Raw genomic sequence first — 14,155 nt, 5'->3', positions numbered from 1 at the left:
CCAACCCCCTACTCGATACCGAACATCAGGGCGGTTAGTACGAAATCCAGCCCCAATACTGCTAATGATGAATACACTACTGTTTCAGTAGTGGCTTTGCTGATCCCTTCCGACGTTGGAATAGAATCGTAACCTTTAAATATGGCAATCCAAGTGACAACCAAGGCAAAAACGAGGCTTTTTATCACGCCGTTTAACACATCCTGATCCCAATCGACTGTAGATTGCATAATAGACCAATAGCTACCTGCATCTACGCCCAGCCAATCCACTCCAACCAGATGGCCACCGAGAATACCAATAGCACTAAATATGATTGCCAACATGGGCATAGCTAACATACCTGCCCAAAAGCGAGGGGCCACAATTCGTCGTAGCGGGTCGACCGCCATCATTTCTAAACTACTTAATTGTTCTGTGGCTTTCATCAAGCCGATTTCAGCGGTCAATGCGGAGCCTGCGCGGCCTGCGAACAGTAGCGCCGTTACCACAGGTCCAAGTTCACGCAACAGCGACAACGCCACCATGGGCCCTAAGCTACCCTCTGCCCCGTAATCAACCAAAATGGTATACCCCTGGAGAGCCATAACCATGCCAATAAATAAGCCAGACACCATGATGATCAGAAGCGATTGAACGCCCACTACATAGAGCTGCTTTATGACCAAAGGAATATTCTTTACACGGGGCATTGCTACCAGCGCTCCGAAAAGCATAATAGCAGCGCGGCCTATGGCGGTAACTTTGGCAAATGTGGATGCGCCGACAGATTGGAAAAACCTCATTTGTCCGCTCCTAAGAAACTGTTTTTCAGATCGGGCGCGGGATAGTGGAAAGGCACAGGACCATCCGCCTTACCTTTTAAAAATTGCTGTACCAATTCAGAATCACTATCCTTAATCTGCTGTGCAGTCCCTTCTCCAATAACCCGTTTGTCTGCCAGAATATAAATATAGTCAGCGATGGTCAGTACTTCCGTGACATCGTGGGTCACCACAATGCTGGTGAGATTCAATGCATCATTGAGTTCGCGTATCAATTTAACCAGCACCCCCATAGAAATGGGATCCTGTCCGGCAAACGGCTCATCATACATAATAAGTTCAGGGTCCAGAGCGATTGCCCGTGCAAGAGCTGCACGGCGTGCCATTCCGCCCGACAGTTCACTGGGCATGAGTTTAGCAGCCCCTCGTAATCCCACAGCCTGTAGCTTTAAAGCGACAATCGTCGCAATAATATCTTCCGATAATTTAGTGTGTTCACGTAACGGAAAAGCCACGTTGTCAAATACGCTCATATCGGTAAAAAGCGCGCCGCTTTGAAATAGCATGCTCATTCGACGCCGGGTGTCATAAAGTACTTTTCTCGACATGGAAACGATAGATTCTCCGTCGAAAGTGATATCTCCTTCATCAGGTGTCAATTGACCACCAATAAGGCGCAGCAGCGTAGTTTTACCAATACCACTTGGCCCCATTACCGCTGTTATCTTTCCCTTAGGTACACGCAGTGATATGCCGTCGTATATGATCCTCTCGGCGCGCTTAAAGGTAAGGTTATTAATCTCAACTAAATGATCCATAGTATGTTTTATGTCGACCCTTGACGTCGTGAAGTCGCTTTTTTTTAAAAAAAAGCCCACTTACTTGGTAATTCAAAACAATGAGAACATTCAATTATTATGCCTTACTACCACTTTACACTCTGGGAGTGAAAGACGTGATAGAGGCTGAAGTTCAAAAAGTTTACTGATCAGTGTAATTTTGAGCATTGTACGCTTTTTCAAGACATCAGCCAAAGTCAAAAAGTTACAAGTTATGTTCGATGAAGACGAATGGTTCAAATTCTGGGTTTAGTGTCCTTAATTTAAGCTGAACAGAATGGAAAAAGGGGAATAGTGTGCGAGAAAAAGGCAATTTTAGTCATCTCGATAAAATAAAACGCCGCAAGCATAGGCAAAAGCCAACGATTTTGCGACAATTGGTTGAAATACTTTCATATAACAGGCTGTTGTGCTTTTAAACATTGTTATTTTTATCATTGGTTTGGTCGTATTAAGTTGGAGTGCTGACCGCTTTGTCTACGGTGCGTCTGCTTTGGCAAAGAATATTGGCATATCGCCAATGATGATTGGCCTGACTATAGTGGCAATGGGTTCCTCTGCCCCTGAAATCGTCGTATCAGCTATCGCCTCGGCTAATGGCAATATGAACACGGCTGTGGGTAATGCACTGGGATCAAACATCACCAATGTCGCTTTAGTGTTGGGTATTACTGCATTGGTCAAACCCTTGCTCGTTTCATCTTCCACGTTAAAGCGAGAACTCCCTGCACTTCTGGTGATTTCACTTATTGCCATTGGCTTTATGTTCGACGGTGAACTTAAATCCTATGAAGGCATTATTCTTCTCGGTTTATTTATTTTCGTATTGGCCATGATGGCTTGGTTGTCGCTTCAGGTAGATAAAGAAGATCCACTCGTCGCCGAAACCGCAGATGAAATTCCCAAAGGCGTTTCCAATACCGCAGCATTAATATGGATTGGCGTTGGTCTTGTTGTTTTACCGCTAAGTGCCCATTTCCTCGTCAATTCAGCCGTCGAAATTGCCCGCTACCTCGGTATTTCAGACCTCGTCATTGGCCTGACTATCATTGCCTTTGGCACCAGTTTACCTGAACTGGCCGCCAGTATAGCCGGCGTGCTTAAGGGTGAAGATGATTTGGCTTTAGGAAACATAATAGGGTCGAATATTTTCAACTTGTTAGCTGTGTTAGGTATGCCTGGCCTTATAGCGCCAGGTCTGTTAGACCCAGATGTGTATCATCGCGATATGTACGTTATGCTGGGTCTTACCTTGTTATTGTTTTTATTTAGTTTCGATTTAGTTGGTAAAAGGACGATTTCCCGAACTAATGGTTTGTTACTCGTCACCTGCTTTGTCGGCTATCAATTCTGGCTGTTCGGATAATGATAAAAGAAAACCTTCGAGCCAATTATATTGCCTCTGCCAAGCGTGTCATTGCAATTGAAACTCAGGCAATTGAGGCATTAGCGGATCGGCTTGATGAGCAATTTGTTCAAGCCTGTGAAATACTTTTCGCTTGTGAGGGAAAAGTAGTGGTCTCAGGCATGGGAAAATCCGGTCATGTGGGAAATAAAATTGCCGCTACCCTCGCCAGTACAGGCACCCCGGCATTTTTCATGCACCCCGGTGAAGCTAATCACGGCGATTTAGGCATGTTGAGTAAAGGCGATGTGTTGCTGGCCATTTCAAACTCTGGCGAGACCAACGAAATTGTTAATTTACTTCCCGTGGTCAAACGCCTAGGCATCAGTGTAGTTGCCATGACCAATAGTGCAGCAAGTACACTTGGTCAACACGCCGATGTAGTACTTGATATCAGTGTAGAACAAGAAGCCTGTTCACTGGGGTTAGCTCCCACGTCAAGCACCACGGCCACGCTGGTAATGGGCGATGCTTTGGCTGTTGCGTTGTTAGATCAAAAAGGGTTCACTTCGGACGATTTTGCCTTATCTCACCCAGGTGGAAGTTTAGGCCGTAAGCTATTATTAAAGGTTAGCGATATTATGTTAACGGGTAGCGATGTTCCCCTGATAAAGGAAAGTGCGAGTGTGGCTCAAGCACTGTTAGAAATTTCTAAAAAAGGCTTGGGTATGACAGGGGTAGTAGATGACTCTGGTGCACTTACAGGCGTGTTTACAGATGGTGATCTACGTCGTATTTTAGACGCGCGAGCAGATCTCCACGACGCCACCGTGAACGATGTCATGACCAAAGGGGGCAAAACGACCACCGCCGAGCAATTGGCTGTTGAAGCGTTAAATGTTATGGAGTCATTTAAAATCAGTGCGCTGATGGTCATTGATGCAAACCATAAACCCATCGGTGCATTTAACATGCACATGTTACTTAGAGCAGGGGTATTGTAGATGGCCACGACGCTTTATGGTGAATTGAACGACGACTTATTTGATAGCTTATCCAAAATCAAGCTTTTAGCGTGTGACGTTGACGGCGTTTTTTCCGATGGACGAATATATCTAGGTAACGATTCAGAAGAATTAAAAGCGTTTCACACCCGTGACGGTTATGGTGTTAAAGCGTTGGTTAGTCATGGCGTTGTGGTGGCTGTGATTACCGGAAGACAGTCCCGTATTGTTGAAAATAGAATGCGTGCGCTTAATGTTGCGCATATTATTCAGGGTGAAGAAAACAAGTCTGAGGCGCTTGAGCGTCTTATGGGAGAGTTGGGTGTAACGTCTGAAGAAGTCGCTGCCGTGGGCGATGATATGCCAGATACAGGCATGTTTCTTCACGCTCACGTTAAAATTGCAGTGGCTGATGCCCACCCATTTGTTAAGCAACAAGCGAATTGGTCAACCCACCTTCCCGGAGGGTTCGGTGCGGTAAGAGAGATCGCTGATACCATCTTACAAGCGAAAGGTATTGTAAACGATATATTCGGGGCAAGCGTATGAGTAAGTTTAGCTTCAACCGCTTAGGGCTAAGTATTTCGGCGCTCTTTATTCTAGCCTTATTGATGTACTTACCGACCTGGATGGAAGAGCAACCTGAGGTGCAAAAAAGCCAGGGAATTGATGCGTTGAAGCCAGCTTACAAAGCCAAAAACCTTACCACCACTTTGTATAATCACGATGGGCAGCTCAATCACAGAGTATTTGCTAAATCCATGGAGCACTATGATCAACTGGGTTTTGTTTTATTCGAAATGCCTCAATATACACTGTATACCGACAATGCATCTTCACCTTGGGTAGTCACCGCGAAAGAAGGGACGCTCTACAACAATGAACTCATTCAATTAGAAAATGATGTGCATATTGAGAACCAAACCACAGATGATTTTGTCAAAACTATTACGACACAATACATTCAGATTAATTTAGAAAACAAGCAGATGACATCTGACCAAGCCGTTGAAATACTTGGTTCACAATATGTTATCCAGAGCAATGGGTTTAACGCCAATTTACGTACCCAAGAATACGAGCTTATCGATCATGTACAAACCATTTATTCCCCTGGCAACTAGCCTTTTACTGGCATTTGCAAGCGTTTCTGTCTCAGCCGGCGAAGCTGACTTTTCTAAGCCAATAAAAGTTGATGCTAAGTCACAATTCGTCGATGGTAAAAATAAGACATCATTGTTTAAAGACGACGTACTCATTACGCAAGGTTCTTTGATCATTACCGCCGATGAAGTAGAAGTCATCGCCACCGAAGGCGAAGGAAGAGAAGTGTTTGTTGCTCGTGGTAACCCAGCCAGCTACTCTCAAAAGTTGGAAGACGGCACACCAGTTTCCGCCAAAGCCAACGAAATCCGCTACGAAGTAGTCAATCGTACTATTTCTCTTATAGGTAAAGCGCAACTTAAGCAAGACACCAGTATGGTGCAAGGCGACACGATAACCTTTGATATGATCACCGAGCAATTGTTGGCTACTGGTAGCAGTGATACCGACGGCGATGGACGAGTGACGACGGTTTTCACCCCGGAAACGATCCGTAAAACTACATCGAAGAACAAAAAAGAAGACCGTGAGGACGAGCGATAGCAATGGCTACATTGAGTGCAAAAAACCTCGCGAAGGCTTACAAATCACGCCAAGTAGTAAGAGACGTAAGTCTTTCAGTGGCAACGGGACAAATTGTTGGTCTACTGGGTCCCAACGGGGCAGGCAAAACGACAACGTTTTATATGATAGTGGGATTGGTGCCTTTGGATAAGGGCAGAATAGAAATTGATGACAATGAACTCACGCACCAACCCATGCACGAGCGGGCACGTCGTGGCATAGGCTATCTGCCTCAAGAAGCATCAATTTTCAGGAAGCTCACTGTCCACGAAAATATCATGGCCATTTTGCAGACCCGCAAAGATTTAAATTCTCAACAACAGGAAGAAGAAGCAGACGCCCTACTTGATGAATTTAATATTAACCATATACGTAATAGTACAGGGATGAGTTTGTCGGGAGGAGAGCGCCGTCGTGTTGAGATTGCTCGCGCCCTTGCCGCCAATCCCCAATTTATTTTGTTGGATGAACCTTTTGCCGGAGTTGATCCAATATCAGTTAATGATATAAAGAAGATAATACAGCATCTTCGAGATAGGGGTATCGGTATCCTTATCACTGACCATAACGTGCGAGAAACATTGGATGTTTGTGAGAAAGCGTACATTGTGAGTCATGGCGAGCTTATTGCGCAAGGAACAGCAGAGCAGGTTTTAAGTAATCAAAAAGTAAGGGATGTATACCTAGGCGAACAATTCAGGCTATAGTTAGAGTAACCGAATTGTCATTTTTTCCGTTTCGCTCAGGTATATTCAATTTAGAGCATTTAGATAAGACGTAGATGAAACCATCTTTACAGCTAAAATTTAGCCAACAACTTACCATGACACCGCAGCTACAGCAGGCCATTAAACTGCTGCAGCTTTCTACGCTTGACCTTCAGCAGGAAATTCAGGAAGCACTAGACTCAAACCCGCTTTTGGAAATTGAGGAAGGAAATGACGAACCTCAACTTGAGAAGAACAATATCGATAATGACGATAGTGTATCTGACGTGTCGGCTTCCGCCTCAAGTGACACGCTTGAAGCCGGTGACGCACTGGAAAAGAATGACCTGCCTGACGAGCTTCCCATAGACAGTACTTGGGATGAATATTATTCTGCCTCTTCAGCGCCGGCTCCTGGACCATCCAGTGATGATGAACAAATATTCCAAGGCGAAACCACAGAAGATATTCAAGCTCATTTGCTGTGGCAAATGCGTCTGACCCACTTTTCTGACACCGATCGCGCCATTGCCACTGCAATTATCGATTCAATTGACGAATCAGGCTACTTAACCGTATCCCTTGAAGATATTCTAGAAGCGGTAAACGCACAAGAAACATCGACTGAAGACGATGAAGAACCCATCGAGATGGACGAAGTTGAATGTGTATTGAAGCGCATTCAAATGTTCGATCCTATTGGTTCTGGCTCTCGAACCCCTCAGGAATGTCTGATGGTGCAATTGCGTCAATTCGCTGAAGACACGCCGTGGCTCACAGAAGCAAAACAATTGATTGAAGAATATTCTGATTTGCTAAGCAGCAAAGACTATCGCACTCTCATGCGTAAAAGCCGACTAAAAGAAGATCAGCTGCGTGAAGCGATGCGTTTACTGCAAACCTTGAATCCTCGCCCAGGTAGTGCTTTAGTTACTAAAGAGCCTGAGTATGTTATTCCCGATGTCTCAGTGACCAAAAAGAATGGCCGTTGGGTGGTTGAGCTGAACCCTGACAGCCTACCGAAGCTAAGCGTCAATCAACAGTACGCCGCCATGAGTCGACGAGCTAAGAACAGCAGCGACTCACAATTCATCCGCTCACACATGCAAGAAGCGAAATGGTTTATTAAGAGCCTGGAATCGCGCAACGACACCTTGATGAAGGTAGCGAATTGTATTGTGCAGCAGCAAATGGGCTTTTTTGAACACGGTCCAGAAATGATGAAACCTATGGTGCTAAATGATGTCGCAGAAATGGTAGACATGCACGAATCCACCATTTCACGTGTCACGACACAAAAATACATGCATACACCACGTGGCATCTTTGAGTTGAAATACTTTTTCTCCAGCCACGTTGCAACGGAATCGGGTGGTGAATGTTCATCAACGGCAATTCGTGCATTGATTAAAAAGCTGGTAGCGGCAGAAAAACCAAGCAAGCCGCTAAGTGATAGCAAGATTGCTTCATTGTTGGCCGAACAAGGCATTAAAGTTGCCCGGCGGACAATAGCAAAGTACCGGGAATCGTTATCGATCCCGCCGTCTAACCAACGCAAAAGCCTCATTTAATAGGCTTAATTATATAAGGAAGACGAAATATGCAAATCAACCTTACTGGTCACCATGTCGAAATCACCGACTCTTTGCGTAATTATGTCGATACGAAGTTCAGCAAACTTGAACGTCACTTTGATCACATTTCTAATGTGCATGTCATCCTGAACGTTGAAAAATTAAATCAAAAAGCCGAAGCGACCGTTCATTTAAGTGGCGCTGAAGTATTCGCATCCTCAGAAAATACCGACATGTATGCGGCGATTGACAGCATGGTTGATAAGCTCGACCGGCAGGTAATCAAGCATAAGGAAAAACTGAAAAAACATTAGTAGTTAAAACCGTATGGATATACAAGCCATAGTAAGTCTGGACCGCACCGAGTGTGCGGTTCAGTGCAATAGCAAAAAGCGAATTTTAGAAATAATCGCTGATATTGCTGCAAAAAATAATGCTCAAATTGATCAGGCTACCGTGCTAAGCAGTTTACTCGCCCGAGAGCGAATGGGCAGCACGGGCATCGGTAACGGCATTGCATTACCGCACGGGCGTTTGGCTGGTCTAGACAAGGTCATTGCCATTGTGGTCACCAGCACTCCAGCCATTGATTTTGATGCTCTTGATGAAAAACCAGTAGATATATTCTTTGCCCTTTTAGTACCTGAGGATCAAACCCAAGGTCATTTACAAACGTTGGCCACTGTCGCTGGCAAACTGAGTGACAAAGAGACTATCAAAGCAATTAGACGCGCCACCACAAGCGATGATATTTTAACTGCATTGAGCTAACCGTGCGGACTAGATAAAGTAAGCGCGAACAAACTTAGTGAGTATACAAGAGGGAGTAGGCTGGTGAAGCTGATTATTATCAGTGGGCGTTCTGGTTCAGGTAAATCCGTTGCCCTTCGTGCACTGGAAGATTTAGGTTATTACTGTGTTGACAATATTCCGGTCAACTTGCTCCCCACCCTGACTCACACGGTTGTGGATGAGTACGATCAAGTTGCAGTCAGTATCGACGTTCGCAACCTGCCTAAAAATCCTAATGACTTAGTTGAAATTCTCGATTACCTCCCCGCTTCGTGGTCGATGACGATTGTGTATATTGACGCGAGCGATGATGTACTGGTTAAGCGATTCAGTGAAACCAGACGTCTTCACCCATTGGCAAAGCTTAACAAGTCGCTGTCAGAGGCGATCAAAGCCGAGTCCGCCCTACTCGCCCCAATTGCAGAAAGAGCCGATCTCTATCTCGATACGGATAAACTCACCGTCCATCAACTGGCAGAATTAATTCGCGAACGTATTTTGGGCAAAAAGAGCTCACGGCTTGTACTGGTGTTTGAATCGTTCGGTTTCAAGTACGGCATTCCCAAAGACGCTGATTACGTTTTCGATGCACGGTTCTTACCCAACCCTCACTGGGAACCCGACCTTAAGCATTTGACAGGGTTAGACGCCCCAGTAGAAGTATTTTTAGGTTCACAGCCTGTGGTGACTAAATTTATTTGGCAAATTCAAAATCTCATTACCACTTGGTTGCCGCACCTTGAACGGAATAATCGAAGTTACGTGACTGTCGCTATTGGCTGTACGGGCGGACAACACCGTTCAGTTTTCATTGCACAAAGCCTGTCCAAAACTTTTGGTGAATTTCACCCCGACGTACAAATTCGCCATAGGGAGCTAAATCAGTAATGCCCATTGAAAAAAACCTTACTATAGTAAATAAGTTAGGACTGCACGCCAGAGCCGCTACCCAATTAGTACAATTGGCAAACCAATTTGATGCCCGTATCACTTTAAAGAAGGGTGACAAAGAAGCTGATGCAAACAGTGTGTTGGGATTAATGATGTTAGAAAGTCACCAGGGGGAACAGGTGGGTGTCATTGTTGAAGGCGACGATGCAGAACAAGCAATGGCAGCAGTGGAAGAATTAATAGAGGGAAAATTCAACGAAGACGAGTAAGTTTAACCTGTTGAATTGACAAATTAATCGCCGCTGACAAATAAACCGCGATATTATGCGCAATTGTCATGACACGGTCATCCCAATTGCGATATTCTACCCCCGATCCCGAATCTACCAATCTACCTCTGTGGCAGATTGGATCTATGCTTACAATCGAAACCGTTTAGCTGAGTAGGACTGGCTATTTATGGCAGAAGCGCTTATTTCTAAATACGTACAAACCCAACTCCGCGCCTTAAACGGGGCGCTGAATAACGGGCAATTTGTGTCTGTGCGTAAACTTCTGCTTGAACTCCCGCCTTCTGATGTTGCGCATATATTGGAATCCAGTCCAAGTCGCACTCGCGATGAGCTTTGGGAATTGATAGATAGCGACTTTCACGGTGACATTTTAGAAGAACTTTCTGATGATGTTCGAAACGGCATTATCACCAAAATGTTGCCAGCCAATGTGGTAGATGCCCTTGAGGAAATGGATACTGACGATCTGGCGGAAACCTTAAGTAGTCTTCCAGAGCCTGTACTTGCCGATATTCTCGACTCGATGGATGCGCAGGACAGATTGCGCGCAGAGCAAGCCCTGTCCTATGGTGAAGAAACTGCGGGCTTCATCATGAATACCGACACCATCACACTGCGCCCAGATGTCACCATTGACGTGGTGCTGCGATATATTCGGCTGAAAGGTGAGCTTCCCGAAAATACGGATACTTTCTATGTCGTAAACCGCACAGACAATTTAGTGGGCATAGTACCCGTGGCTCGTTTGCTTACCGCGGATACCGAAGAAAAGGTATCTGATATTATGGATGAAGAGTCAGAAGCGATTCCGGTGAATATGCCCGATGATGAAGTTGCCAGTTTATTCGAGCGCTATAATTGGTTATCGGCGCCAGTAGTGGATGAAAATCATCGTCTGGTAGGTCGTATTACCATTGACGATGTCGTTGATATTATTCGCGAAGACGCCGAGCACTCCATGATGAGTATGGCGGGTCTTGACGATGATGAAGACACCTTCGCGCCCGTTATGCAAAGTACCAAGCGCCGTTCCGTATGGTTAGCCGTTAATTTGGCAACGGCGCTAATGGCAGCAATGGTCAGTGATGTGTTTGAAGCCACACTGAGTCAGTTAGCCGTGTTGGCCATATTAAATACCATTGTCCCTAGTATGGGTGGCGTGGCTGGCAACCAGACACTCACGTTGGTAATAAGGGGCATGGCGTTAGGTCACGTCAACGCCAGTAACTCACGATGGCTCATCAGCAAAGAAATTTCGATCGGGTTTCTCAATGGCGCTATCTGGGCTGTGCTAATTGCGTCGGTTATTGCACTGTGGAAACAAGATTACATGCTTGGGGTAATTATCGCCTTTGCCATGATGGTTAATATGATAGCAGCTGCGCTGGCTGGCGCTACCTTGCCAATGATCATGAAACGCTTAAAAATTGACCCCGCACTAGCGGGTAGTGTAATTCTAACCACTATAACAGATGTTGTTGGCATATTTGCGTTTCTAGGTACGGCGACCTTGTTTTTACTTTAGCTACGCTTTACTCGATAGGCTGCAGGTTTATACTCCCCATCTTGAATGCGTTACATGAGTGCTGCTTTTGCCACATAGCCAGACACGTTTAATTTATAGCCCACTCCCCAAACGGTTTGCACTAAACGTGCACCGTTTTCAATACTCTGCACCTTGTCTAATTTGGCACGCAACCGATTGATGTGGCTATTCACCGTGTGTTCATAGCCTTCGTGGTTATAGCCCCACACCGCATTGAGTAATTGATGACGCGAGAAAACCTGGTTGGGATGACGGCAAAAGTAGTCAAGTAAGGTAAACTCTCTGGCGGTGAGTGGTAGCGTCTGACCATTTAACGTGACACTGTGATAGCGAGGGTCTACTCTCAAGGGGCCTATTTCAATGCGCTCATCACTTAGCTGGGTACCAAGATTACTGCATAAAGAAGGCATGCTTCGACGCATATGTGAGCGGATACGCGCGATAAAAGCCCGTTCGTTAAACGGTCCTTTTAAGTAGTCATCGACTCCCACATCAAAATATTCCACTTCGTCTACACTTGCACTGTCTGTGGCAATAGCGTTGCACTCTACCGCCATTACCCAACTATCAGGATGACTTCGAACCAATTCACTAAAGCGAGTTACACAATCACTTCCCTTGAAGGTCTCGACAATAATGAGCGAATAATGCTGTGCTTTAAGTAACGAATGTGCGCAGTGAAAGCTCGATACCACGTCGTGTAAAAAGCGTTGATTACTTAAGCACCCCGTGATGATTTTCTGAAATTCATTGGTGCGATGAATAACCAGGATCATGTTCTGCTCCACATATACCGTTTTATGACAAGACCCGTCTTGCCCCCATATCATTTCATTGAAACGGGATAAATTTTATACCTCCACCATAAGTCACCGTGCCTTTTGAGATGTACCACAAAGACAACTCAACCCTATTCCCCTTCCTGTTGCTTGCCACAGATCTGTTTTGTTTTTGTGATATTTATGTGATGAATTGCATCACTTGCTGGCCTAAATTCTGACCTGCTTTTAGTCAACAAATAAGGACAACAGAATGAAACTTACCCAACTCGCCAGCGCCACTTTACTCTCGCTGGCCACTGTTTCAATTAGCCAGGCTGTAACGTTAGATATTGAAATTACCAATCTCACTCAAGCGCAAAGCTTTACTCCCAGACTTGTCATTGCCCATGACAGTTCAGTGGATGCATTTGAAGTAGGGCAACCTGCCTCTTCTGCACTGACGTGGTTAGCGGAAGCTGGGGTGATTGACGATGAACAAAATGCTGATTCGAGCGGCGCCAATTTCGAAGCCATGCTAGGTCCCGTTGATACCGACAATGGGACGAATACCTGGCATCGCTTTGGCGGTCTACTGGCACCTAGTGAGTCACTGAGCTATCCATTCGATACCATGGACAAGCCCTATCTTTCATTACTGGCGATGCTAATCCCGACTAATGATGCCTTCGTTGGTATGGACAGCATCATGATACCTACTCAACCCGGTACATACACTTACTACCTCAATGCCTATGATGCTGGCACTGAACTAAATGACGAATTAAACAGCGCACGTACCGACGTGGTTGAAGCTGGTACGGGTAATGCGCTGGGTGGATATGGATTACCAGGGCTGGCAGGCGGTGGTGCGCCAACGCGCATCGTTGATCTAGGCATTGGCGGCACTGGGGTGGGTGCACAAGTCATCAATGGCGAAGTTGAAGATGGGGAAGATGGTCCTGTTCACATACACAGAAATGCACTTGGTGATACCGATAATGCAGGCGGCGCCAGTGACTTAGATTCCACTGTCCATCGTTGGTTAAACCCAGTCGCGCGTGTCGTTATTACGGTGCCTGCGTCGTAAGGAGCGTAAAAATGAAAAAGCCAATAATCAAACTCAGTACGCTACTTCTTCTTTCCACACTTCTTGCCGCGTGCGGTGATGACGGAGATACTGGTCCTCAAGGCCCTGCTGGTCCACAAGGTGAAGCAGGAGCCGATGGTGCTGACGGTCAAGATGGCCAAGACGGGGTAAACGGTAATTCGGCAGTCTACATCGTTACACTGACAAACCTTACTCATGCGCAGCCTTTAGCGCCCGCGGCCATTATTCTACACGAATCTGGTTATCACGCGTTTAGTGAAGGAGAGGCAGCCAGTATGGGTATTGAAGTGATGGCAGAAGGTGGAAACCCGTCAATGGTTATTGATGAAGCCATGGCCTCTACCGACTTTTTAGATGCCCAAAATACTGGGAATATTCTGGCACCGCGTATGGGCTCAGACGTGTTTACATTGGTGGTTCCAGATCTCGATGCAGATGATCTAAGACTGACAGTAACGACTATGCTTGTTAACACCAATGATGCATTTACAGGATTAAATGCCGCCGATGTCAGTAATATGTCAGTGGGAGAAACCAAAACCTTTATGACCGTAACCTGGGATGCCGGTACGGAAGCGAATACAGAAACGGCGACAAGTATCCCAGGTCCTGCAGCGGGGGCCGCTGGCGGTGGCGGTGAAGCAGCAGGCTACGATCCGGCAAGGGATGATTTAGCAGATGTTGTGCGTCTGCACTCAGGTGTTATTACTAATGCCAATGCTATGGATCCAAGCCGTGAAGGATTAGCCACATCAATACTGGCTGAAGCACACCGGTTCGACTTCCCTACCAGCCGTATAGCAATTACCCGTACGCGTTAAAACCCATCGTTGTTGCAGCCGATTAAAAGTACCCCGTCACCT

17 protein-coding genes are annotated in these 14,155 nt (G+C 45.8%); 14 read left to right on the top strand and 3 right to left on the bottom strand.

Annotated elements, in window-relative coordinates:
• Positions 1 to 8: 8 nt before the first annotated feature.
• Both mlaE and mlaF read right to left on the bottom strand, forming a co-directional pair.
• On the bottom strand, positions 9 to 785 hold the full coding sequence (gene mlaE, locus ACMCM8_RS02265; RefSeq protein WP_412725037.1) for a lipid asymmetry maintenance ABC transporter permease subunit MlaE: 777 nt from the start codon (positions 783 to 785) through the stop codon (positions 9 to 11).
• On the bottom strand, positions 782 to 1,582 hold the full coding sequence (mlaF, locus tag ACMCM8_RS02260) for a phospholipid ABC transporter ATP-binding protein MlaF (protein ID WP_412725035.1): 801 nt from the start codon (positions 1,580 to 1,582) through the stop codon (positions 782 to 784). Before mlaF ends, mlaE begins: the two co-directional genes overlap by 4 nt.
• 430 nt (positions 1,583 to 2,012) lie before the next feature.
• Between mlaF and ACMCM8_RS02255 the strand changes: the two genes are divergently transcribed.
• From ACMCM8_RS02255 to mgtE, 12 genes are all read left to right on the top strand, one after another.
• Positions 2,013 to 2,969 (top strand): calcium/sodium antiporter, encoded by a 957-nt coding sequence (locus ACMCM8_RS02255; protein ID WP_412725033.1) that lies wholly within the window; start codon positions 2,013 to 2,015, stop codon positions 2,967 to 2,969.
• A complete protein-coding gene (locus tag ACMCM8_RS02250; RefSeq protein ID WP_412725031.1) occupies positions 2,969 to 3,952 on the top strand; it encodes a KpsF/GutQ family sugar-phosphate isomerase in 984 nt (327 codons plus the stop codon). Before ACMCM8_RS02255 ends, ACMCM8_RS02250 begins: the two co-directional genes overlap by 1 nt.
• Positions 3,953 to 4,501: a 3-deoxy-manno-octulosonate-8-phosphatase KdsC gene (kdsC, locus tag ACMCM8_RS02245; protein ID WP_412725029.1), complete on the top strand. Its 549-nt coding sequence runs from the start codon at positions 3,953 to 3,955 to the stop codon at positions 4,499 to 4,501.
• On the top strand, positions 4,498 to 5,076 hold the full coding sequence (lptC, locus tag ACMCM8_RS02240) for an LPS export ABC transporter periplasmic protein LptC (RefSeq protein WP_412725027.1): 579 nt from the start codon (positions 4,498 to 4,500) through the stop codon (positions 5,074 to 5,076). The genes kdsC and lptC overlap by 4 nt, the downstream gene beginning before the upstream one ends.
• Entirely contained in the window at positions 5,045 to 5,599 is a 555-nt protein-coding gene (lptA, locus tag ACMCM8_RS02235) for a lipopolysaccharide transport periplasmic protein LptA (RefSeq protein ID WP_412725025.1), read from the top strand. The genes lptC and lptA overlap by 32 nt, the downstream gene beginning before the upstream one ends.
• Positions 5,600 to 5,601: 2 nt before the next feature.
• Positions 5,602 to 6,327: an LPS export ABC transporter ATP-binding protein gene (gene lptB / locus ACMCM8_RS02230; protein WP_412725023.1), complete on the top strand. Its 726-nt coding sequence runs from the start codon at positions 5,602 to 5,604 to the stop codon at positions 6,325 to 6,327.
• A 74-nt stretch (positions 6,328 to 6,401) separates the two neighbouring features.
• A complete protein-coding gene (locus ACMCM8_RS02225; RefSeq protein WP_412725021.1) occupies positions 6,402 to 7,898 on the top strand; it encodes an RNA polymerase factor sigma-54 in 1,497 nt (498 codons plus the stop codon).
• Positions 7,899 to 7,927: 29 nt separating this feature from the next.
• The gene (hpf, locus tag ACMCM8_RS02220; RefSeq protein WP_012517338.1) at positions 7,928 to 8,215 is read left to right on the top strand and encodes a ribosome hibernation promoting factor; all 288 of its coding nucleotides are present in this window, start codon (positions 7,928 to 7,930) and stop codon (positions 8,213 to 8,215) included.
• A gap of 13 nt (positions 8,216 to 8,228) precedes the next feature.
• Positions 8,229 to 8,672, top strand: a complete 444-nt coding sequence (gene ptsN, locus ACMCM8_RS02215) for a PTS IIA-like nitrogen regulatory protein PtsN (RefSeq protein ID WP_412725019.1) — start codon at positions 8,229 to 8,231, stop codon at positions 8,670 to 8,672.
• A 63-nt stretch (positions 8,673 to 8,735) separates the two neighbouring features.
• Complete coding sequence (rapZ, locus tag ACMCM8_RS02210; RefSeq protein ID WP_412725017.1) at positions 8,736 to 9,581, top strand: RNase adapter RapZ; 846 nt, start codon at positions 8,736 to 8,738, stop codon at positions 9,579 to 9,581.
• On the top strand, positions 9,581 to 9,853 hold the full coding sequence (locus ACMCM8_RS02205) for an HPr family phosphocarrier protein (RefSeq protein WP_412725015.1): 273 nt from the start codon (positions 9,581 to 9,583) through the stop codon (positions 9,851 to 9,853). The genes rapZ and ACMCM8_RS02205 overlap by 1 nt, the downstream gene beginning before the upstream one ends.
• 190 nt (positions 9,854 to 10,043) lie before the next feature.
• Complete coding sequence (gene mgtE / locus ACMCM8_RS02200; RefSeq protein WP_412725013.1) at positions 10,044 to 11,402, top strand: magnesium transporter; 1,359 nt, start codon at positions 10,044 to 10,046, stop codon at positions 11,400 to 11,402.
• A 50-nt stretch (positions 11,403 to 11,452) separates the two neighbouring features.
• Here mgtE and ACMCM8_RS02195 read toward each other — a convergent pair whose 3' ends face one another.
• Entirely contained in the window at positions 11,453 to 12,199 is a 747-nt protein-coding gene (locus ACMCM8_RS02195) for a winged helix-turn-helix transcriptional regulator (protein WP_412725011.1), read from the bottom strand.
• Positions 12,200 to 12,455: 256 nt separating this feature from the next.
• Between ACMCM8_RS02195 and ACMCM8_RS02190 the strand changes: the two genes are divergently transcribed.
• Both ACMCM8_RS02190 and ACMCM8_RS02185 read left to right on the top strand, forming a co-directional pair.
• A complete protein-coding gene (locus ACMCM8_RS02190) occupies positions 12,456 to 13,271 on the top strand; it encodes a spondin domain-containing protein (RefSeq protein WP_412725009.1) in 816 nt (271 codons plus the stop codon).
• Between the two features lie 11 nt (positions 13,272 to 13,282).
• Positions 13,283 to 14,113 (top strand): spondin domain-containing protein, encoded by an 831-nt coding sequence (locus ACMCM8_RS02185; protein ID WP_412725007.1) that lies wholly within the window; start codon positions 13,283 to 13,285, stop codon positions 14,111 to 14,113.
• Positions 14,114 to 14,155: the final 42 nt, after the last annotated feature.

Source organism: Alteromonas sp. D210916BOD_24 (assembly GCF_047159385.1).
Taxonomy (GTDB): Bacteria; Pseudomonadota; Gammaproteobacteria; order Enterobacterales; family Alteromonadaceae; genus Alteromonas.
Note: the sequence above shows the minus strand (reverse complement) of the source record. Positions and strands in the feature narration are given on the sequence as shown.

Coding starts and splice junctions, on each gene's coding strand:
- mlaE (WP_412725037.1), bottom strand. CDS start 785: ATGAGGTTTTTCCAATCTGTCGGCGCATCCACATTTGCCAAAGTTACC.
- ACMCM8_RS02250 (WP_412725031.1), top strand. CDS start 2,969: ATGATAAAAGAAAACCTTCGAGCCAATTATATTGCCTCTGCCAAGCGT.
- ptsN (WP_412725019.1), top strand. CDS start 8,229: ATGGATATACAAGCCATAGTAAGTCTGGACCGCACCGAGTGTGCGGTT.
- lptC (WP_412725027.1), top strand. CDS start 4,498: ATGAGTAAGTTTAGCTTCAACCGCTTAGGGCTAAGTATTTCGGCGCTC.
- hpf (WP_012517338.1), top strand. CDS start 7,928: ATGCAAATCAACCTTACTGGTCACCATGTCGAAATCACCGACTCTTTG.
- ACMCM8_RS02225 (WP_412725021.1), top strand. CDS start 6,402: ATGAAACCATCTTTACAGCTAAAATTTAGCCAACAACTTACCATGACA.
- kdsC (WP_412725029.1), top strand. CDS start 3,953: ATGGCCACGACGCTTTATGGTGAATTGAACGACGACTTATTTGATAGC.
- ACMCM8_RS02205 (WP_412725015.1), top strand. CDS start 9,581: ATGCCCATTGAAAAAAACCTTACTATAGTAAATAAGTTAGGACTGCAC.
- ACMCM8_RS02190 (WP_412725009.1), top strand. CDS start 12,456: ATGAAACTTACCCAACTCGCCAGCGCCACTTTACTCTCGCTGGCCACT.
- mgtE (WP_412725013.1), top strand. CDS start 10,044: ATGGCAGAAGCGCTTATTTCTAAATACGTACAAACCCAACTCCGCGCC.
- lptB (WP_412725023.1), top strand. CDS start 5,602: ATGGCTACATTGAGTGCAAAAAACCTCGCGAAGGCTTACAAATCACGC.
- ACMCM8_RS02185 (WP_412725007.1), top strand. CDS start 13,283: ATGAAAAAGCCAATAATCAAACTCAGTACGCTACTTCTTCTTTCCACA.
- mlaF (WP_412725035.1), bottom strand. CDS start 1,582: ATGGATCATTTAGTTGAGATTAATAACCTTACCTTTAAGCGCGCCGAG.
- ACMCM8_RS02195 (WP_412725011.1), bottom strand. CDS start 12,199: ATGATCCTGGTTATTCATCGCACCAATGAATTTCAGAAAATCATCACG.
- lptA (WP_412725025.1), top strand. CDS start 5,045: ATGTACAAACCATTTATTCCCCTGGCAACTAGCCTTTTACTGGCATTT.